The organism is Microbacterium sp. CH1, from assembly GCF_001595495.1.
GTDB lineage: Bacteria > Actinomycetota > Actinomycetes > Actinomycetales > Microbacteriaceae > Microbacterium.
The window spans coordinates 447,380-467,343 of the sequence record NZ_LOSO01000018.1 but is presented as its reverse complement, the minus strand read 5'-3'; the positions used below and the strand labels follow the sequence as shown (position 1 = coordinate 467,343).

At 70.5% G+C, this 19,964-nt stretch carries 19 protein-coding genes; 11 read left to right on the top strand and 8 right to left on the bottom strand.

Annotated elements, in window-relative coordinates; genetic code table 11:
- Window positions 1–16: 16 nt before the first annotated feature.
- A complete protein-coding gene (locus AUV07_RS13395) occupies window positions 17–508 on the bottom strand; it encodes a DUF1269 domain-containing protein (protein WP_025102547.1) in 492 nt (163 codons plus the stop codon).
- Between the two features lie 168 nt (window positions 509–676).
- Here AUV07_RS13395 and AUV07_RS13390 point away from each other — a divergent pair, with 168 nt between their 5' ends.
- Window positions 677–1,507, top strand: a complete 831-nt coding sequence (locus AUV07_RS13390; protein WP_082802968.1) for a zinc-ribbon domain-containing protein — start codon at window positions 677–679, stop codon at window positions 1,505–1,507.
- Window positions 1,508–1,616: 109 nt separating this feature from the next.
- Window positions 1,617–1,961: a hypothetical protein gene (locus tag AUV07_RS13385; RefSeq protein WP_060922700.1), complete on the top strand. Its 345-nt coding sequence runs from the start codon at window positions 1,617–1,619 to the stop codon at window positions 1,959–1,961.
- Between the two features lie 27 nt (window positions 1,962–1,988).
- Here AUV07_RS13385 and AUV07_RS13380 read toward each other — a convergent pair whose 3' ends face one another.
- Complete coding sequence (locus AUV07_RS13380; RefSeq protein WP_062636794.1) at window positions 1,989–2,645, bottom strand: metal ABC transporter ATP-binding protein; 657 nt, start codon at window positions 2,643–2,645, stop codon at window positions 1,989–1,991.
- A 55-nt stretch (window positions 2,646–2,700) separates the two neighbouring features.
- Between AUV07_RS13380 and aztB the strand changes: the two genes are divergently transcribed.
- The 4 genes from aztB to aztD are packed head-to-tail and all read left to right on the top strand — an operon-like array spanning window position 2,701 to window position 6,959.
- Entirely contained in the window at window positions 2,701–3,567 is an 867-nt protein-coding gene (gene aztB, locus AUV07_RS13375; protein ID WP_062636793.1) for a zinc ABC transporter permease AztB, read from the top strand.
- A gap of 20 nt (window positions 3,568–3,587) precedes the next feature.
- On the top strand, window positions 3,588–4,814 hold the full coding sequence (locus AUV07_RS13370; RefSeq protein WP_062636791.1) for a hypothetical protein: 1,227 nt from the start codon (window positions 3,588–3,590) through the stop codon (window positions 4,812–4,814).
- 1 nt (window position 4,815) lies between these two features.
- Complete coding sequence (gene aztC / locus AUV07_RS13365; RefSeq protein ID WP_062636790.1) at window positions 4,816–5,730, top strand: zinc ABC transporter substrate-binding protein AztC; 915 nt, start codon at window positions 4,816–4,818, stop codon at window positions 5,728–5,730.
- A gap of 29 nt (window positions 5,731–5,759) precedes the next feature.
- The gene (gene aztD / locus AUV07_RS13360) at window positions 5,760–6,959 is read left to right on the top strand and encodes a zinc metallochaperone AztD (RefSeq protein WP_082802961.1); all 1,200 of its coding nucleotides are present in this window, start codon (window positions 5,760–5,762) and stop codon (window positions 6,957–6,959) included.
- Between the two features lie 65 nt (window positions 6,960–7,024).
- Here the strand turns inward: aztD and AUV07_RS13355 are convergent, their stop codons facing one another.
- The gene (locus AUV07_RS13355) at window positions 7,025–9,847 is read right to left on the bottom strand and encodes a hypothetical protein (protein ID WP_269454390.1); all 2,823 of its coding nucleotides are present in this window, start codon (window positions 9,845–9,847) and stop codon (window positions 7,025–7,027) included.
- 74 nt (window positions 9,848–9,921) lie between these two features.
- Here AUV07_RS13355 and AUV07_RS13350 point away from each other — a divergent pair, with 74 nt between their 5' ends.
- Window positions 9,922–10,455: a DUF488 domain-containing protein gene (locus tag AUV07_RS13350; RefSeq protein ID WP_062636923.1), complete on the top strand. Its 534-nt coding sequence runs from the start codon at window positions 9,922–9,924 to the stop codon at window positions 10,453–10,455.
- A gap of 121 nt (window positions 10,456–10,576) precedes the next feature.
- Window positions 10,577–11,662 carry a YihY/virulence factor BrkB family protein gene (locus AUV07_RS13345; protein WP_062636786.1) on the top strand — a complete coding sequence of 362 codons (1,086 nt, stop codon included), beginning with the start codon at window positions 10,577–10,579 and terminating at the stop codon, window positions 11,660–11,662.
- A 91-nt stretch (window positions 11,663–11,753) separates the two neighbouring features.
- On the opposite strand, the gene AUV07_RS13340 is transcribed toward AUV07_RS13345, so the two are convergent.
- From AUV07_RS13340 to AUV07_RS13325, 4 genes are all read right to left on the bottom strand, one after another.
- Complete coding sequence (locus tag AUV07_RS13340; RefSeq protein ID WP_231868271.1) at window positions 11,754–12,548, bottom strand: CPBP family intramembrane glutamic endopeptidase; 795 nt, start codon at window positions 12,546–12,548, stop codon at window positions 11,754–11,756.
- A gap of 249 nt (window positions 12,549–12,797) precedes the next feature.
- Window positions 12,798–13,475, bottom strand: a complete 678-nt coding sequence (locus tag AUV07_RS13335) for a response regulator (RefSeq protein ID WP_062636784.1) — start codon at window positions 13,473–13,475, stop codon at window positions 12,798–12,800.
- Window positions 13,472–14,578, bottom strand: coding sequence for a sensor histidine kinase (locus AUV07_RS13330; RefSeq protein ID WP_157524071.1), 1,107 nt, complete (start codon window positions 14,576–14,578; stop codon window positions 13,472–13,474). Before AUV07_RS13330 ends, AUV07_RS13335 begins: the two co-directional genes overlap by 4 nt.
- Window positions 14,579–14,587: 9 nt before the next feature.
- Window positions 14,588–15,985 carry an MFS transporter gene (locus AUV07_RS13325; RefSeq protein WP_062636780.1) on the bottom strand — a complete coding sequence of 466 codons (1,398 nt, stop codon included), beginning with the start codon at window positions 15,983–15,985 and terminating at the stop codon, window positions 14,588–14,590.
- 135 nt (window positions 15,986–16,120) lie between these two features.
- Here AUV07_RS13325 and AUV07_RS13320 point away from each other — a divergent pair, with 135 nt between their 5' ends.
- From AUV07_RS13320 to AUV07_RS13310, 3 genes are read left to right on the top strand one after another with little or no spacing between them, the layout of a single operon-like run.
- Window positions 16,121–16,837: a helix-turn-helix transcriptional regulator gene (locus AUV07_RS13320; RefSeq protein ID WP_062636779.1), complete on the top strand. Its 717-nt coding sequence runs from the start codon at window positions 16,121–16,123 to the stop codon at window positions 16,835–16,837.
- A 59-nt stretch (window positions 16,838–16,896) separates the two neighbouring features.
- On the top strand, window positions 16,897–17,445 hold the full coding sequence (locus AUV07_RS13315) for an ABC transporter substrate-binding protein (protein ID WP_231868270.1): 549 nt from the start codon (window positions 16,897–16,899) through the stop codon (window positions 17,443–17,445).
- Window positions 17,442–18,452, top strand: coding sequence for a cation transporter (locus AUV07_RS13310; protein WP_062636775.1), 1,011 nt, complete (start codon window positions 17,442–17,444; stop codon window positions 18,450–18,452). The genes AUV07_RS13315 and AUV07_RS13310 overlap by 4 nt, the downstream gene beginning before the upstream one ends.
- On the opposite strand, the gene AUV07_RS13305 is transcribed toward AUV07_RS13310, so the two are convergent.
- Window positions 18,420–19,898, bottom strand: coding sequence for a thioester domain-containing protein (locus AUV07_RS13305; RefSeq protein WP_062636774.1), 1,479 nt, complete (start codon window positions 19,896–19,898; stop codon window positions 18,420–18,422). The two genes, AUV07_RS13310 and AUV07_RS13305, sit on opposite strands and share 33 nt — an antisense overlap.
- Window positions 19,899–19,964 lie beyond the last annotated feature (66 nt).

The following is a 19,964-nucleotide window of genomic DNA, read 5'->3' as shown; positions in this document are numbered from 1 at the left end:
GCGCATCGGTCGGCGGTCAGTGGCCGCCGAGGTCCTTGACCAGCTCGGCCTCGTCCTCCTTCGACAGCGAGGTCTGCACGACGGTGCCGTTGTACGGGGCCAACGCCTCGGCGAACTTGTCCTCCGTGAGCTTGAGCGCGTAGATGACGACGGCGGACTTGCCGGCCGTCACGGTGGCCTTCACGCGGTCGCGGAACTCGGCGTCGATGCCGGTCTTGTCGAGGCCGGAGAACAGGGCCCCGAGGAGGCCGCCGAACACCAGGCCGGCGACCGGGATGAAGAACAGGATGCCGATCAGGGCACCGAACAGAGCGCCGGAGGCGACGCCGAGGCCGATCCTGCTCCCGGCGCCCGGGTACTCCACCTTCGTCTTGCCCTCGCCGTCCACCTTCACGAGCGCGAGGCCGGCGAGCTCGACGACGAGGTCGTCCTGCAGGGCCTGGACGCGGTTGTAGGCACCCTCCGCGTCGCTCTCGGTGTCATAGGAGATGACGATCAATTCAGCCATGGTTTCCTGCTTTCGGTTGCGATCGGAGATGCTCTCCACGCGCGCAGAGGCACCGGTCTTCGCCACCGACCCTAGGCGCGCGCCTTCCGAGAGGACAGAGCCTCCGGAGATGTTCACCCTGGTGACTCCGCAGCGGCGATGTCCGTGGCCCCGCCTACCGTCGCTGTCGTGCCCGAGCCCGTGCAGCAGTGGTGGGCGAGACGCCAGTTCTCGCGAGGACTCGACGTGCCCTATGCGGTCGGCACTTACCGGGCGGCGTGGGCGGCCTACCCGGAACTCATCCGCCAGTACCACCCGGAGCACAATCACGGCATCGCCCTCACGCAGATCCCGTTGGCGGCCGATGTGCTGCTCTGCTGGGAGTGCGCCGTCGGCCACCTGTTCGCGGCGACCCCGACCGAGCAGCGCGAACGCCCGGGGCGGGTGCGACGGCGCTCGTCCTGGTGTCCGGAGTGCGCGGCGCTGGCACGGCCGCAGCCGGTGGTCCTCGGAGAGGCACGGGCGCTCCCTGCCCGTCCGAAGAAGCCGGCGCCACCGCTGTGCACGAAGACCCCGGCGCTGCCGACGGGGAGCGCGTTCCTGAGCGTGTGCGCTCCGAGACCCGCTTCAGCCGCCGAGGGGAAGCTCCGGCAGGCGCTCACCGAACGGCTGCTGTTCCCCGACGACGTCAACGCCATCAAGGTCGCGCGGCCGTTCTTCCGGCATACGGAGGTGTGGCCCGACATCCTGCTCCCGGACCTGCGGATCGCGATCGAGTACGACACGGTCGGCCGGCACGGGCTCGAGCACGTCGGGAAGAGGGAGGAGGCCGACCGCCGGAAGGACCGCGCGGTGCGCGGCGCCGGCTGGGAGGTGGTGCGCGTGCGGATGGGGAAGCTCGAACCGCTGGGACCGTTCGACCTCCCGCTCGCCTCCCTCGGCACGAGCGGCATCACCCGGCTGGTCGACCGGCTCCGCGACATCCGCGGCGCCCTCCTCGTCGACGCCTATCTCCGCTGACGCGCGGTGCCTCACCCAGTTAGATACTCGAAGGCGGAGCGATTTAACCGTTCTCGCCCGCGAGCGCAACCCCCATGCGCGACGGCGGCGGGCAGGCGATGATGCCCGCATGAAACTCGTCTCCTACGCCGGCCAGCAGCTCATCACCTCTGACGACGTCGCGGAGACGCTGCTCACCCTGGCCGCCGCCATCGCCAGGGAGGGCGAGTCCGAAGCGGTCGAGATCCCGATCCTCCTGGAGGGCGAGAAGGACTGGGCCGACCTCCTCGTCGGCGTCGGCAACGACGTGCTCGTCAGCCCCCACCACACCGGGGAACCCGATCCCGACTTCTCCGCCGAGGTCGACGAGCTGCAGGCCCACCGCCTGTTCCCGAAGCCGCGGGGCGACTCGTCGTCTCCCGGCGACATCGAGGTCCCCGCGCTCTCCGACTTCGACATGGGCCACGGCCTCTGATCGCGCTCCGCTGAGCGGCTGGTCCGCTCAGCGCGACGCAGAGAGCCTCATGCCGTCGCGGAGCGCGATCTCGCGGTCGGCATCGGCGATCAGGGTCGCATCGTGCGTGACGCAGAGGACGAGCGCCCCGCGATCCGCCTCCTCCCGCAGCACTGCCCGGATGCGACGGACCGATGCGGCGTCCAGGGCCGTCGTCGGCTCGTCCACGAGCAGGACGCCTGCTTCCCCCGCGAGCCCTTGAGCCAGGAGCACACGCTGCTGCTGGCCGCCGGACAGCGTCGCGAACGGCAGACGCTGCAGAGTCGACACGGCGGTGCGCTCCATCGCCGCCGCCACCGCCGCACGCGCCCGCCGATCCCGCCGCCGGAAGGCCCCGAGCCGACGCCACGTCCCGACCGTCACGACGTCTCGCGCCGTGAGCGGAAGGCCCGGAGGCACCGCGGCGCGCTGCGGCACGAAGGCGATCGGACCGGTCGCACTCCGCCGCCCCCTGGTCGGTGAGCGCACCCCGGCGGCCACCTCCAGGAGCGTCGACTTCCCCGCGCCGTTCGGACCGGTGACGACGACGAACTCCCCCGCCTCCATCTCCAGGGTGACGCCGCGCAGGGCCTCGTGGTCTCCGAGCCGGACGGAGACGTCGTCGAGACGCAGGGCGCCGTCGGCAGGACGGGGGGTTCTTGTCATGTCTCCAGTTTATGAATTTGATAATCATTCTCAAGTACGAATAGGCTCGCGTTCCGTGACCCCCTCGCTCGCCGCCCTGCTCACCCCGTTCACGCTCGAGTTCTTCCAGCGCGGACTCGTCGGCGGCGCTCTCGTCGCGGTCCTCTGCGGGGTCGTCGGGACCTGGGTCGTCGTCCGCGGGATGGCCTTCCTCGGTGAGGCCCTGGCGCACGGAATGCTACCCGGCGTCGCGCTGGCCACGGTGCTCGGGGCACCCGTGCTCGTCGGCGGGGCGGTCAGCGCCGTCGCGATGAGCATCGGCATCGGCGCCCTGCAACGACGCGCCCGGCTCTCCTACGACACGAGCATCGGACTGCTCTTCGTCGCGATGCTGGCGCTGGGGGTGATCGTCATCTCCCACTCCGGGAGCTTCGCCACGGATGCCACGGCGATCCTCTTCGGCGACATCCTCGCGATCACCCGCGCCGACCTCCTCCTGCTCGCCGCGGCCGCGGTCGTGGGAGTGACGGTCGCCGTCCTCTGCCATCGGCCGTTCGTCGCGCTCGCCCTCGACGCCCGCATCGCGACGGTACTCGGGCTCCGCCCCCGGTGGGCCCAGGCGGCCCTGGTCGGACTGGTGACCCTCGCGGTCGTGGCGTCGTACCAGGCGGTCGGCTCGCTGCTCGTCGTCGGTCTGCTCCTCGCCCCCGCGGTCGCCGCCGGACAGTGGACGTCGCGCCTGCCCACGCGGATGGCGCTCGCGTGCGCCTTCGGCGCGACTGCCGTCCTCGCCGGTCTCCTCGCGTCCTGGTATGCGGCCACTGCCGCGGGAGCGTCCGTCGCCGCGGCCGCGATCGCCCTCGCCGGTCTGTCCTGGGCGGCGCGGGTCGCCGTGCGAACCCGACAGCCGATCGCCCCTCCCGTGCCTATCACCACCTCCTGATTCGTCCCGAAAGGCTCATCGTGCACTCCCGCCTCCTTCCCCTCATCACCGTCGCGGCCCTGACTCTCCCCCTCGCGTCCTGCGCCGGGCCCGCGGCGCAGAGCCCCGCCACCTCCTCCTCCGCCGGAGACGGCCACGGCGCGATCGCCGGGGCGGAAGAGGTCGCGGAACCGCAGCTCGGACTCACGACCATCGACGCGCAGGGTCGGGTCACCCACCTCGACCTCCTGGACGAGAGCGTCACCGACATCGGCACGGTGGCCACCCCGGAGGGCATGACGACCGACGGCCGGTACCTCTTCGCAGACACCGGCGACGGCGTCGAGGTCGTCGACAGCGGCGTCTGGACGTGGGACCACGTCGACCACTTCCACTACTACCGCGCCGATCCCGCCCTGCTCGGCACGGTGGAGGGCGACGGCGCGGCGACGGTCGCGACGACGAACAGCTCGACCACCGGCGGCACCGGCATCTCCTTCACCGGATCCGGAGACGCTGTCCTCCTCGACACGGAGGCCCTGTCGAAGGGGGAGATCCGTGAGCTGTTCCGCATCGAGCGCTCCCCACACGAGGGTCTGGTGGTGCCGGTCGGGTCGTTCGCGCTCGTGACCGAGGCCGACGGGGAGGCGGGCGGAGTCGTCGTCGGCTACACGGCGGACGGCGAGCGCACCGGCCTCCGGGAGGACTGCGCCGCACCGACCGGCACGATCACGACCAGGGTCGGCGCGGTCATCGGCTGCGCCGACGGTGCCCTGCTCGCCCGTATCGAAGCCGGGGCGCTCACCGTGGACCGCATCCCGTACCCGGACGGAGCGCCGGCCGGAGCCGTGTCCGCGTTCCACAACCGCGAGGGGCGCCCCACGGTCGCCGGCCTCGCCGGACCGACCGACATCCGGGTCCTCGACACCCGCGCGCAGGCCTGGACGCTGCTCACCGCCCCCACTCCCCTCGCGCAGGTCACCGCGGTCGGCGATGAGGACGACACCCTCCTCGCGCTGACGCAGGACGGACGCGTGCTCGTGCTCAGCGCTCTCGACGGGACGGTGCGGGCGGAGACCGCCCCGGTGGTGGCGGCATCGCTGGCGGCGGGCGAGGCTCCGGCACTCATCGCCGATCAGCACCGCGCCTATCTGAGCGGCCCGGCGGAGCACCGGCTGTTCGAGATCGACTACGCCGACGACGCCCGCCTCGCGCGGACCTTCGATACCGCCGACGCCCCGGCGTTCGTCGCCGAAACGGGACGCTGACATGCGCCCCGTGCGACCCCTCGCCGCGGTTCTCGCCGCGCTCACCGCCGCCGCTCTGACCGCCTGCGCCCCTCCCGCCGATACGCGGCCGGTGGTCGTCGTCTCGACGAACATCCTGGGCGATGTGGTCGGCGAGCTCATCGGCGATCAGGCTCGCGTCGTCACCCTCATGAAGCCGAACGCCGACCCGCACTCGTTCGAGATCTCGGCGCAGGAGGCCGCCACGCTGCGGGTCGCCGACCTGCTCGTCTCCAACGGACTCGGGCTCGAGGAGGGTCTGCAGCAGCATCTCGACGCGGCCGTCGCGGCCGAGGTGCCGTCCTTCGTCGCGGGCGACGCGATCGACGTCCTGGACTACCGCGACGGCGACGCCGCGGGAATGCCGGACTCCCACTTCTGGACCGATCCGGCGCGGATGATCGACGTCGTTGACGCCCTGGAGCCCGCCCTGGCCGCGCTCGACGGGGTCCACGCCGACGTCCTCGCGGCCGACGTCGCCGACTATCGCGAGGAGCTGAGGGCACTCGACGACGAGATGACGAGCGCGTTCGCCCGGATCCCCGACGACCGTCGGGCGCTCGTGACCAACCACCACGTCTTCGGCTACCTCTCCGACCGCTTCGACTTCGAGGTCGTCGGCGCCGTCATCCCGGGCGGCACCACGCTCGCGGCCCCCTCGGCCTCCGACCTCGCCGATCTCGTGGGTGCCGTGGAGGAGACGGGTGTGCCCGCCGTCTTCGCGGAGTCCTCCTCCCCCGACCGCCTCGTCCAGGCGCTCGCCGACGAGGCCGACGTCCACGTCGCGGTGATCGAGCTGTTCACCGAGTCGCTCACCGCGGAAGACGGCGGCGCCCCGGATTACCTGACCATGATGCGCGTCAACACCGAGCGCATCGCCTCCGGTCTCACCCGCTGAGACCATCCCTCACAAGAAAGAAGCACCGCATGAAGACACTCCCCCTGCGCCGGGCGCTGGTCGGGGCCGTCGCCCTCGGCGCCGCCGTGACGCTCGCCTCCTGCTCGACCACGGCCGGAGCCGGCTCCGCCGCGAGCGACGCCGCGGAACCGGACGCCGGCCCCCGCGTGGCCATCTCGTATGAGGGCGGCATCCTCGTCCTCGACGGCGAGACCCTCGACACCGTCGCCGACTTCGACTCCGAGCCGTTCACCCGCCTGAATCCGGCCGGCGACGGTCGCCACGTCATGGTGACGATGAGTGACGGCTTCCAGGTGCTCGACACCGGGGCCGGATCAGCCGACGAGGCGGTCCTGACCGACACGGTGTTCGAGGCCGACACCCCCGGCCACGTCGTCCGCCACGGTGGCAAGACCATCCTCTACGCCGACGGCACGAGCGACACCACGATCTTCGACACCGCCGACCTCGGCGACGGCGGTCTCCCGGAGGTGGAGACCGTCGACGGCGTCGAGGCGCACCACGGCGTCTCGGTGCTGTTGGAGGACGGCACGTTCCTCACCACGGTGGGCGATGCGGACGGTCGCAGCGGCATCGTCGTGCGCGATGCGGACGGTACCGAGATCGCCTCGTCCGACCAGTGCCCCGGCGTCCACGGCGAAGGGACCGCGGCCGACGAGGTGGTCGTCTTCGGGTGCGAGGACGGCGCGCTCGTCTACAAGAACGGCGAGATCACCAAGCTCGCCGCTCCCGACCAGCCGTACGGCCGGATGGGCAACGCGTACGTGAGCGAGACGAGCTCGATCATCGTCGGGGACTACAAGAACGACCCCGACGCCGAGGGCTACCTGCTCGGCGCCGTCACGCTCATCGACACCGCGGCGATGACGTCGGAGGTCGTGTCCCTGCCCGAGGGGGCGGAGTACACCTTCCGCGACGTCGCGCGCGGCCCTGGCGACCTGGCCTACATCCTCGGCGCCGACGGCGCCATCCACGTGCTCGACCCCGAGACCGGCGAGATCACCGACTCCTACCCGGTCATCGAGGCGTGGGAAGGGCCCGCCGAGTGGCAGGACCCGCACCCCGCGATCGTCGTCGCCGGCGACATCGCGTACGTGACCGAGCCCGCCGCGGACAGCGTGCACGCGGTCGACCTCACCACCGGCGAGGTGCTCGCGAGCACCCAACTGGAGGTCACGCCGAACGAGATCGCACCGGCCGCCGGCTGAGCCTCGACACGGCGGGTCCGTCCTCTCGGGGGGCGGACCCGCCGTGCGTGGGCGGAGAGGTCGGATCAGCGCGATCCGGGATGCCCGTGCCGCGTGCGCCGAAGCCGCCGCGCCGCGAGGAGCGCGGCTCCGAGGAGGACGAGCAGACCACCGGCGCCTGCCGCCGCGGCCGCGCCCGGCGCGAGACCCGTCGTGGCCAGGTCGGAGGCCGCCCCACCGTCCGCCCCGGTCGCCGTCCCGGGGTCGACATCCGTTCCCGGATCCGGGTTCTCGGGTTCGGGTTCCGGCTCGGGCTCGGGGTCGGGACCGGAGCGGGGGTCGTAGACGTTCGTCACCGTGCACACGGTGTCGACCCCTGCGGTCACCTGGACGACGTCGCCCTCCAGCGCGCCCCCGGTGCACTCCCAGCCGTCGCTGCGGTAGTCCGCGGTGGGCGCGCCCGCGACCGCCCGCTCCGAGAGCCGGAACGCACCGGCCCCGAGCGGAGCCAGGGTCACCGCCGTCTCGCCGGACGCTCCCTCGATGCGCGGGCGCGGGAACTCCCCGCCACCGATCGCACGCAGGGTCCAGTCCGTGGCGGCGGCGGGCCCGGCCGGGGCTCCCGGACCGTCCCCGACGACGGTCTTCCGGAGCGTCAGAGTGCCGCCGACGAAGGTGTTCGTGGCGGTGCAGATCGCGTCTTCCCCGAATCCCAGCGTCGCCGTGGTCCCGTCCCAGGTCGTGCCGGTGCAGGACCACTCACCCTCATAGCCGCTCGGGCCGTCCTCGGAGAAGATGTACTCCCCCGGCGGAAGCTGCATGTCGGTGACGAACTCCGACCCACTGGGGCCGGAGAGCGCCGCGTTGCCCGGACCGCGGGCTTTCAACTCGAAGTCGCCGGGCACCGCGCGTCCGCGCTCGCCGTTCATGACCTGCTTGACGAGAGTCAGGCTCGGCGTGATCGATGCATTGGTGAGGATGCACACGACGTCTGCGGACGGCGGCACCTGGACCACGTCGCCGGTCACCGTCCCGCCCGAGCAGTTCCAGCCGAGCGGATCGTAGCCGGTGGGGCCGTCCTGCTCGCTCAGCGTCCATGCGCCGGGGGCGACGGCCGCCTGCGTGACGGCGGGGGAATTGGCGGGCCCCGACACCGTTGCGGCACCGCCGGTTGCGGTCAGCGTCCACGCCGAGGGCAGCGCCGGCGTACCGAAGGCGGAGGCGACCTGCTTGCGCAGCGTCAGGGTCGACTGGGTCCACCGGTTCGTGACGGTGCAGATCACACTCTCCAGCGGCACGACCTCGACGGTGTCGCCGGAGCCGACGGGGGTGCCCTCGTCATCGACGCAGGACCAGCCCTCGCTCACATAGGAGCCCGCCTCCGGAGCGGTGCTCGCCTCCGACAGGGTGAAGGTCCCCGGAGCCACCGCCGCGAAGCTCACCTTGCCCGAGCCGGAGACGCCGCTGATGACGGTGTCGGCCGATGCCGCGGTGAGCTCCCAGTCCTGCGCGGTGAGGGGACCGCCGCCGGCGTTCACGACGTTCTTCACGAGAGTGAGCTGGCCGACCTCGAGGGTGTTCGTGACCGTGCAGGTCACGTCCGCTCCGGCGCCGACGGTCACGGTGTCGGTAGCCAGGGCGCCGCCCGTGCACGACCATGGCCCGGCCGCGTATCCGGCGGGTCCGTCCGCCTCGGCAAGCGCGTAGTCGCCGACCGGCACCGGGACGCGGGTGACCGCAGCGGATCCGGAGGCACCGGTCACCGTCTCCGGTCCGGCGGCCGTCAGGGTCCAGTCGGACGGCGGCCGGTCGCTGCCCACCACGTTCTTGACGAGGGTGAGCCAACCGCCCGCGAAGGTGTTGGTGATGCGGCAGGTGATGTCGGAGCTCTCCCGCACGTAGAGAAGCGCACCATCGATCCCGCCGTCGCCCGTGGCGTCGACGCAGGTCCACGCACCGCCGCTGTATCCGGCGGGACCGCTCTCGGCGAGCGTGTAGGCGCCGGGGTCGATGGAGGCGTGGTCGACGGCGTCCGAGCCGGAAGGACCGGAGATCCGCTCGGGTCCGCTCGCGCTCAGGACGAAATCCGACGGGGCGGCCAGCGGGTATCCGGTCGCCGCCGGGTCGACGACCTCCTTGACGAGCGTCAGGTGGGGCAGGTCTCCGGTGTTCGTGATCTGGCAGGTCACCGCGCCGCCGAGGGTCATCTCGAACTGATCACCGGCCACGGGAACGGCAGTGACCGCGCCGGTCGTCAGATCCCGCCGCTCGCAGGTCCAGGGCCCCGGCACATAGCTCCCCGGTCCGACCGATTCGCTCAACGTGTAGGTGCCGATCCGCGCCGGCTGGTTCTGCACCGCAGCGGAGCCTCCCGCCCCCTCGATGGTCGACGGTCCCTGGGCCCGCAGCGTCCACTCCGACGGGGCCGCGCCACCGCCCTGCACGTTCTTGACGAGCGTGAGGCTGCTCCGGATCGCATTGTTCTGCACCGTGCACGTCATCGACTGGTTCGCGGTGATGGTGATCGTGCGCTCCGGCTGCGTCGTCACGTCGCCGTCGCAGTTCCAGGAGAAGAAGGCATACCCGGCCACGCCGCCGGTCTCGAAGATGCGGTAGGTGCCGGGCGGGATGAGGCGCGACTGCATGCCGTTGAGGCCGTCGCCGGTGAAGGTCTCCCCCGTGGCCACGTTGACCGCGTGCATCGTCCAGAGCGTGCGGTCTCCGAGACTGGCCCCCGTATCGAGGTTCTCGATCGCTTGAAGAGCGAGAGCCTTGCCGTGGGTTCGGCGGCGACGGCGGGAAGAGCACCACCGATGCCGACGACCGCGGCCAGCAGCACGCCCAGAACTCCGAATCGGACTCTTCTCATCGAACGGCCCCCGCCCCGGGTGCGGATCCCCACCCGTCACCTCACCGTAGGTGCGGGGACCGCGGCAGGGCAAGGGTCGTCGGCGGATGGGGACGAGTGGGCTACGGTCGCCTCATGTCTGAGCCGTTCTTCACCATCGGGCACTCCACCCGCACGATCGACGAGTTCCTGGGGCTCGTGCAGGAGAGCCGCGTGGAGAGTGTCGTCGACGTGCGGCGACTCCCCGGCTCGAAGCGGCATCCGCAGTTCGACCAGGACGCGCTGGCCTCCTCCTTGCGCGCCGCAGGGATCACCTACCGCCGCGCGGAGGGGTTGACGGGTCGCCGCCCGGTGAGCCGGGATGTGCCGTTCGAGACCAACGCCTGGTGGCAGAACCGCAGCTTCCACAACTACGCCGATCACGCGCTGTCGGCGGAATTCGAGCAGGCCCTGGACGACCTCCGCGCCGAGGGTCGCGCACGGCGCATCACGGTCATGTGCTCGGAGAGCGTGTGGTGGCGATGCCATCGACGGATCATCGCCGACCACCTCCTCGCGCGGGACGAGGTCGTCCGCCATATCCTCGGCCCCGGGCACGTCGATCCGGCGGAGCTCAGCATCGGCGCCGTGATCGGGGGGAACGGGACCGTCACCTACCCCGCGGGGTGACCGCGAGCTCCCACAGCATCCCCCTCGTTTCGGATTCGCGCAACCCCGGTGCCCGAACACGTCCTCTTCTCGTAGGACTGGAATCCGCGAGCAGTGCTCGCCCCGATGTCGAGGAGGAGCCATGTCGAAGGCAGCCACCCACGGGAGCGGATCCGCGTCCGCTCCACCGCCCGAGCACGACGAGAAGCCGGACAGCCCGACCGATCTGCAGAAGCGGTCGTGGAAGTACGTCCTCGTCAAGAGCGTCCGGGAGTTCTCCGCCGACCAGTGCATGGACGGCGCGGCAGCCCTCACCTACTACGCGGTGCTCTCGATCTTCCCCGCCATGATCGCCGTCTTCTCGCTGCTCGGCGTGTTCGGCCAGGGTGGGGCCGCCGCCGACGCCGTGCTGGGCATCATCGGCGACGTGGCACCGCCGGAGACCGCGAAAGCCCTCCGCGGTCCCATCGAGCAGATCTCCCAGGCGCCAGGCGCCGGGATCGCGCTCGTGTTCGGAATCCTCCTCGCTCTCTGGTCGGCGTCGGGGTACGTCGGAGCGTTCAGCCGGGTGATGAACCGCATCTACGAGATCGAGGAGGGGCGGCCGTTCTGGAAGATGCGTCCCATGCAGCTGCTCGTCACGCTCATCACCGTCGTCTCCCTGACGATCGTCGCCATCGTGCTCGTGCTCTCCGGGGATGTGGTGTCGGCGCTGGGCGACGCGATCGGTGCAGGCGAGGGCGTACAGCTCGCGTGGAACATCGCCAAGTGGCCCCTGCTGCTGTTCGTCGTCGTCTTCCTCGTGGCGATGCTCTACTACGCGACCCCGAATGCCAAGCAGCCGAAGTTCCGGTGGATCAGCGTGGGGGCCCTCGTAGCGATCGTGGTGCTGGCCGTCGCCACCCTCGGCTTCGTGCTCTACGTCACCACCTTCTCCAACTACGAGCGCACCTACGGATCGATGGCGGGCGTCATCGTGTTCCTGCTCTGGCTGTGGATCGCGAACCTCGCCCTCCTGTTCGGCGCCGAGTTCGACGCGGAGCTGGAGCGCGGCCGTCAGCTGCAGGCCGGGATCGCCGCCGAACGCGACATCCAGCTTCCCGCGCGCGACACCCGCCAGAGCGACAAGCGCGCGGAGAAGGAGCGGAAGGACATCGAGGAGGGACGGCGCATCCGCATCGAGAACGACGACGACGAGTCGCCGCAGGACGGAGCACGTCGCCGCTGAACGCCTTTGAGGGACGCGGCAGGAACCGCGTCCCTCGGACTTCACGGAGCGTTGGCGGACATGTGACCGGCAGACGTCGCGAAGCCCTGCGTCATCGCGTCCGCTCGAGCAGGCGAGCGCGGCGGTGAGCCACTCCCAGGAGGACGCCGGTCGCCGCCAGGCACACGAGGACGGAGACGACGCTGCCCTCCGGCCCGAACGCCCCTCCCGTCAGCCAGTCCGGACCGGAGGCCTCTCCGGTGAACAGAGCCTCCCGGGCGGCGGCGCCGGACACCACCGTGCCGAAGACGCCGCCGATCGCGACGTTCCAGCCGAGGTGCAGTCCGATCGACAGCCACAGGGAGCCGGTGAGCAGGTACGCCGCGCCGAGCATGAGCCCCGCTTCGATCGCGACGGCGAGTGCTCCCCAGAGCGATGCGCCGGGATTGACGAGGTGCAGGAGCCCGAAGAGCGTCGCCGATGCGCCCAGCGCCACCACCGTCCCCCAGCGTCCCCGGAGCAGACGGAACACGACGCCGCGGAAGAACACCTCCTCGGAGACCGCGACGGCGCACATCGTCCCCACGACCGCCAGAGCCCCGGCGATCGATCCCCACCCGGTGATCCGATACCCGCCGAACAGGGCGATGATGCATATCGACACGCTCGCCAGCCCCAGGCCCCCGAAGCCGCCCAGCACGAGATGCCTCCGCGCCGACTCCCGCGGGAACTCGTCCACGGTACGTCCTTCGACGTGGCCGCCTGTCCAGACGTACAGGGCGATCGTGCCCGCGGCGAGCGCCGGGCCGACGACGAGGCTGAGCGCGGGGTTCCGCACCGCGGCGGCGGCGGCATTCACGCCGAGCATCACCCCGGCGAACCCCACAATGAGGATCGCCGTGCGCACCCCCCTCCGGTTCCGTATTCTGCGCCCCGTCGCGCTGCTGGGCTGCCGGGGATCCTGCGCCGTCTCGTTCATCGTTCCTCCTCATGGCTGATGCAGGAACGACGCTACGGAGGGCTGAGGGCCGGCGAATCGCCCGATCCAGGACACCTCCGGTCCCTCGCTCGGGGGATGCGGCAGGTCGCTGAGCCGGCTTCCTTCGGTCGCTGAGCCTGCTTCCTTGGGCCGCTGAGCCTGTCGAAGCGAGACGTCTCAGGTGGCCAGACCGAGGCGGTGCGCCAGCACGACCGCCTGCACCCGATCCCGGACCCCGAGCTTCATCAGCACCCGAGACACGTACGTCTTCACGGTCTCCTGGCTGATCACCAGCTGAGCCGCGATCTCGGCATTCGAGCGACCGTCGGCGAGGAGGACCAGCACCTCCCGCTCGCGGACGGTGAGCGCGTCGAACCGATCGTTCTCCTGTCCGGATGGACGGAGACGCTCGCCGTAGCGACCGATGAGCGCCCGCGTCACCGCCGGGGCGATCAACGACTCCCCCGCGGCGACGGTCCGGATGGCCGCCGTCAGCTCGGCCGGCCGCGCATCCTTCAGGAGGAACCCGCTCGCCCCGGCGCGCAGCGCGTCGTACACGAGGGCGTCCATCGTGAAGGTGGTGACCACGAGGACGCGTGCCGGCTCGTCGACGCTGGGCCCGGCGATCCTCCTGGTCGCCTCGATCCCGTCGAGGATCGGCATCCGGATGTCCATCACCACGACGTCCGGGCGCTCTCGAGCGGTGACCCGAACAGCCTCCTCGCCGTTGGCCGCCTGCCCGACCACCACCATGTCCGGCTGGGCATCGAGGATCGTGACGAACCCCGTGCGCACGAGCTCCTGGTCGTCGCACACCACGATGCGGAGGGGTGCCCGCGCGTCCGATGGGATCATCCCGGGATCCGCGCTCTCACCGCGAAGAGATCGCCCTCTGTCACGGCGCGCATCTCGCCACCCAGACTCTCGACCCGCTCGCGCATCCCAATGATCCCTCGCCCTCCGCCCGTCGCGCCCGGAGCCACCCTGTGGCGGCTCGGACTCGTCACCTCGACCAGGATGGCATCCGAGACGTACTCCACGAGGACATCCGCCACGCCGTCTCTGGCATGCTTCCTCGCGTTGGTGATGCTCTCCTGCACGACGCGCACCACGGCGAGACCCGCGGCGCCGTGCAGCACCCGCGGCTCTCCCCGTTCCTCGAGCCGAACCGTCTGACCGGTCGACCGCGCGCGGGCGACGATCTCCGCGACGGTCTGCAGTGCCGGTTCCCGGGAGTCGTCGGCGGTCGCCTCGAGCGCGCCGAGAAGACTCCGCAGGTCGACGAGCGTCGCGCGGCCGCCCTCGGCGATGGAGGAGAGGACGCGGCTCGTCTCCTCGTCGAGGTCAGGCCGGAGCCGGCCCGCCTCGGCCTGGATCACCATCGCGGTCACGTGATGCGTGACCACATCATGCAGTTCCCTCGCGATGCGCGAGCGCTCCGCGGCGATCGCATCCGTCTCCGCCTGGAGCGCCCGCTCTCGGCGAGACGCCCTCTGCGTCCGGAGCCAGGAGCCCCAGAGCCACAGCGCCGCGAGCATCAGCCCGAAGACCACCGCATCCGTGACCGCGAGTCCGCGATCGACCTGAAGCAGCACCACCGCGAAGACCACGTAGCCGGCGAGCACCGCCCCCGCGATCACGCCGCGGTGTCGGGACGCGAGGGCGCCCGCCCCCACCAGGCAGATCAGGAGCCCCAGGGCGGCGACGGTGGTCGGATAGCCGAGAAGCTGATAGCCGGCGAAGGCCGAGAAGCACACGGCGAGCGCGAGTCCCGGCCATCTCCGCAGCAGTGCCACGCTGCCGCCCTGCGCCGCGATCAGGCAGAGGCCTCCCGGATCCAGAGGTCGGTCCGGGAGGCCGGCAAGCTCCAGACCCTGCTGCGCCACTCCCGGCACGAAGGACAGGAAGACCAGGGCGCCGGCGACGACGACGTCCCATCGGGAGCGCAACAGTTGCACGATGACGTTCTATCCCCTCGACGCCTTCTCGACCGCTTCCGCCGAACCGCCGTCCAGCGGGACCTCCGCCGCGGACGACGCCCCCGCCAGCGCGTGCAGACGCCCCGCCCCTTCGACATCGGGGATGATCGACGCCACCAGGGTGGCGATCACGCCGATCACGGCGATGACCGCGGAGTACACGACAACCGGCCAGAAGGCGCCGCCGGCCGCCGCCACCAGAGCCGTGCAGATCAATGGCGCGAGACCGCCGCCGAGGGTGTTGGAGATCTGGTAACCGATGTTCACGCCGGTCGTACGCGCCTCCGGGTCGAACATCTCGGCGAGCATCGTCGCGAGCGTGGCCTGCATCGCGACTCCGAAGACGACGAAGCCCAGGATCTGCCCGAGCCAGATCAGCCACATGTTGCCCGTGCTGAACATCATGAAGGCGGGGTAGACCATCGCCGCGAATCCGAGGCAGCCGATGATGTAGACGGTGCGGCGCCCGATCCGATCGGAGATCGCGCCCCACAGTGGAGCCACCACGATCTGCAGGAGGCCGACCATCATGGTTCCGGCGAATCCCATCCAGGCCGGCAGCTCCTCGTTGGAGACCATGAACGCCAGGCCGTAGGTGAGCACGACGTAACCGGCGATCGACTGCGGGAGACCGATGAGGACGCCCATGATCGCGTTCTTCGGGTGCCGGAACGCCTCGACCAGAGGGTTGACCTTCTTGCCGACCAGGCTGAGCTGCAGTGTCTGCGTCTCGGTGAAGGCGTCCGATTCCTCGAGCTGTCGCCGCAGCAGCACGGCGGCGATGGCGAGGACGATCGAGAGCACGAACGGAATGCGCCAGCCCCACTGCAGGAACCACGAGTCGTCCGTGGCACCCAGTGCCGCCATCAGCCCTCCGGAGAAGACGTTGGCGATCCCGGCGCCGCTGATGAGGAAGGCGCCATAGAGCCCGCGCCTGCCGGTGGGTGCCGCCTCGACCACCATGGTCGCTGCTCCCCCCATCTCTCCGCCGACGAAGAAGCCCTGCAGGAGCCGGCACAGCAGAAGCAGGAGCGGTGCCGCGATCCCGATCGCCTGATCGGACGGGATGAGCCCGATTCCGGTCGTGGCGACGCCCATGCCGACCACCGTGCTCATGAGCACGACCTTGCGCCCGACCCGGTCGCCGACGATCCCCCAGATGATGCCGCCGAGCGGACGGAGGAAGAACCCGACGGCGAACGTCGCGAACGACGACAGCTGCGCGACGACAGGGTCGTTCGAGGAGAAGAACACGGCCGGGAAGACCGCCGCCGCGGCCAGGCCGTACAGGTAGTAGTCGTAGTACTCGATGATGGTGCCGATCGCGCCACCGGCGACCGTCTTGCGCTGCTTCGATGTGAGCCTGCCCCGCGCCGTCGTGATCATCCCAGCCTCCTTGCTCGATGAGTCGGTGCCGAGCCGCGGTCGCCCTCGACCGCCGTCCTCGGCGTCGATAAACTAACAGGGGCAGAGACAATCTGTCCATCAGTCGTATTTTTTGTTCAATTAAGGTGTGTGCCCGTGTCCCCATTCCCGGTCGGCGACGGAGCCGTCCCGTCGCTCCCGCTGTCACCGTCGCGCGAGACCTACGAGAGCGCGGAGGAGGTGCTGCAGCTGTATCGCCCCCTGCTCCCTGCGCTCGCCGCTGCAGCGGGCCCTTCCGTCGAGGTCGTGCTCCACAATCTCGACGGGAACGACGTCGACCTCGGCCACACGATCGTCGCGATCGAGAACGGCCACGTCACGGGCCGAGCCGTTGGCGGCCCCTCCACGTCGCTCGGACTCGACGTCCTTCGGGATCGGCAGAAGAACCACGACGCCTTCGGCTACACGGCCTCCACGAGCGACGGTCGGGAGCTCCGTTGCTCGTCCATCTACTTCCACAACCGCGAGGGCGACATCATCGCCTCCCTCTGCATCAACGTCGACGTCAGCCCGTTGCGCCAGGCTCGCAACCTCCTGGATGCGCTCCTGCCGGCCACCGCGGCCGAGACGACACCGACGGAGCATTTCGGCACCGACCTCGTCTCCGTGATGGATGCGATGATCACGGAGGCGATCCGTGACATCGGCCGGCCGGTCGAGGCGATGTCACGGGACGACAAGATCAGCGTCCTCGAGCGCCTGGACCAGCGAGGCGCGACCCAGATGCGGAAGTCCGTGGAGGCGATCGCGAAGAGGCTCGGCATCTCCCGCGTGACCGCCTACAACTACCTCGAGGAGGCACGCGCGCGCTGAAGTCCGCGACGCGCTGCCCGGGAATTGCTTTCTGCCGGGGCGGGGCTATGGTGAAGACCATGACCCGGCGCGCCGCCTGTGCGGCGCGTCTTTCCTATGCAGGGAGCATCGAAGCCATGTGGAAGCGTCAGCGCCGAAGGGCGTGGGAGAGCATCGCCGGCGGTGCGGCGATCGCCGCCATCCTCGCCGGCTGCACCGCGATCCCCGCCGATGTCGACGGCACCCTCGACCGCGTCGAGGAGGGGGAGGTGCGCGTCGGCATCACCCACAACCCCCCGTGGACCGACACGACCGACCCCTCGGACCCAGCCGGCGAGGAAGTGCGCCTCGTGGAAGAGTTCGCCGAGACCCTCGACGCCACCGTCGTCTGGACCGTCGACAGCGAGGCGAACCTCGCCGAACGGCTGCATGACCATGCCCTCGACCTGGCCATCGGCGGATTCACCGACGACACCCCCTGGGTCGACAAAGCGGCGATGACCGTCCCGTTCGACGATGCGACGACCGCGGGCGAGACGAAGAAGCACGTCATGCTCACGGTTCTGGGGGAGAACCGATTCCTCACGACCCTCGAGACCTTCCTGCTCGAGCGAGGAGGCGCCCGATGAGAAGCCATCCCGCCCTTCCGCCCGCTCAGCAGGACACGCTTCGCCGGGCGATCCGCTTCGAGTGGTACACGCTCGCGTTCCTCGCCGTCGCGATCACCGGCGTCTACCTCGTGATGGGCAACTCCCAGGCGATGAAGGCCGCCTGGATCGAGGACCTGCTCTCCCTCGCCCCGCCGATCGCCTTCCTCCTGGCGGTCCGCATCATCGCGAAGCCGGCGACCGCGAAGTACCCGTACGGGTTCTTCCGCTCGGTCGGCGTGGCCCACCTCGTGGCCGGCGTCGCCCTGTTCACCATGGGTGCTTTCCTCCTGGTCGATTCCGTCATCGGGCTGGTGAGCGGGGATCGGCCTCCGATCGGTTCCGTGCAGGTGTTCGGCCACGTGATCTGGTCGGGGTGGCTGATGATGGGCATGATGGCCCTGACCATCCCGCTGCCGATCTACTTCGGTCGCGTCAAGATGCGCCTGGCGAAGGACCTGCACAACAAGGTCCTCTACGCCGATGCGGACATGAACAAGGCGGACTGGATGACCGCGGCCGGATCGATCGTCGGAGTCGGCGGAATCGGCCTCGGGCTGTGGTGGGCGGACGCGGCGGCCGCGACGTTCATCGCGGGCAGCATCCTCTGGGACGGGTGGCGCAACACCGGCGCCGCGATCACCGATCTCATGGACACCCGTGCGACGACGTTCGACGATGAGAAGCCCCACCCCGACTCCCACGCCGTGCTCGACCACCTCCGGACCCTGCCCTGGGTCCGTGATGTCGCGGTGCGGACGCGGGATCAGGGACAGTTCTTCCACGTCGAGGCGTTCGTCGTCCCGGTCGACGGTGCCCTGCCCTCGCTCGCCGAGCTCGACCGGGCGCGGCAGGAGTGCCAGGACCTGGATTGGAAGCTCGTCGATGTCGTCCTCGTGCTGGTCCCGGAGCTCGCCGACCATCTGACGCGACGGGACGACGACGCCGCCGCATCCTCAGCGGAGCGTCGCGCGTCGCCGCACACGTAGCAGAGCACCCGCGAGCAGGAGACCCAGCCCGGCCACCGTCAGCGCACCCGTCATCGGCGTCGGTCCGGAGGCGGCGAGCCCTTGGCCCTCACCGCTACTCTCGCCGCCACCGTTGCTCGGCGTCTCGACGGGGTCGTACGTGTTGGTCACCGTCACGACGACGGGCTCCGTCGCGGCCGCGTCGACCGTCACCGTCTCCGGTTCGATGGTCTGCGCGGCGAGCGTGACCGCATCGTTGGCGCCGTCCGCGGATTCGCTGACCGTACACGTCGCCCCGTCCGGCAGGCCGGTGAAGACGACGGGATCCGCGCTCGTGGCCCCCGCAGGAATCGTGGCGGAGACGACGACGCCTGCAGCCGGGGCGGGAGTGCAGGCGAGGTCGATGGTGATGGCGTCCTGCAGCCCCGCGCCGTCTCCGGCGATGATCTTCTGCACGCTGATCTCCCCGGACGCGTAAGGGGTGGCGCGCACGCCGGTCCGAAGCGGGAGCGTCGTGGTCTGCGCCAGGACGAGCTTCTGCGCCGCGGGCCTGTCCGACGACTCCGTGTCGTAGAGATACACCGTGCCCTGGGTGAGCGAGGCCTGGGCCGTGATCCGGAATCCGTTCACCGGCGCAGCCGGCCCGGTCCACCGCGCCCAGAGCTGCATGCCGGCAGCGACCGCGGTGCCGACGGGAACGGGCTGGGTTCCCGCCTGATCCAGGAAGACCTCCACGCCCACGGCCGCGTCGAGCGTGCCGCTGGTGGTTCCGGAGACCGTGAAGGGTCCCACGATCGATCCGTCCTCCGGCACCGTGGTGGTGTCGGGGTCGATCGCGAGCGTCGGCAGAGCCGGCTCCGGGAGGCCGCCGCTGTCGAGGGCGGCCTGTACGACGGCGGCCGTCGCATTCCGGATGGTCGCGTTGGTCCCCGTAGCCAGCACGAAGCCGTCGCTGAAGTACCAGATCGCGCTCTGCACCGCGGCGACCTGCTGCGAGAGCGGGAGACCGGAGAGCGGGTTCGCGGTGTTGAAGGGGAAGTAGTTGTTGAGGATGTAGTTGATGTAGTCGAGGTTGGGCACGTTCGACGCGTCCCACTCCCCGATGTTGTAGCCCGCGCCGATGCCGGTCTCCGTGCTGAAGTCGATGCAGTAGGCCGACGCGGTCGCTCCGGAGACGGGGTCGGCGATGGTGATGAGCTGCGGACTCACGGCCTCCACCGAGGCGCCGGTCGCCGGATACGCGCCGGGAGTCGGCGCCAGGGTCGTGAGCTCACCCGTCACGTTGGTCGGGTACTGCGAGCCGGTGATGGTGACCTGCGTGAAGAAGCCCGCCCGGGGCAGCACGGGGTCGGGATCCCACAGCGCCGATGCCGGCGTCGCGCCGAAGAGCACCATCGCCGCCGCGATGGCCGTCGCCAGAAGTGCCCCTGCTGTTCGAGTGCGCGCGCGCGTGGTCTCCGTGTGCATGGTGTCCCTCGATCTCGCCGATGATCCGAGTGACGGGTTCTCCGACTGCGACAGCCCGCCGTTGGT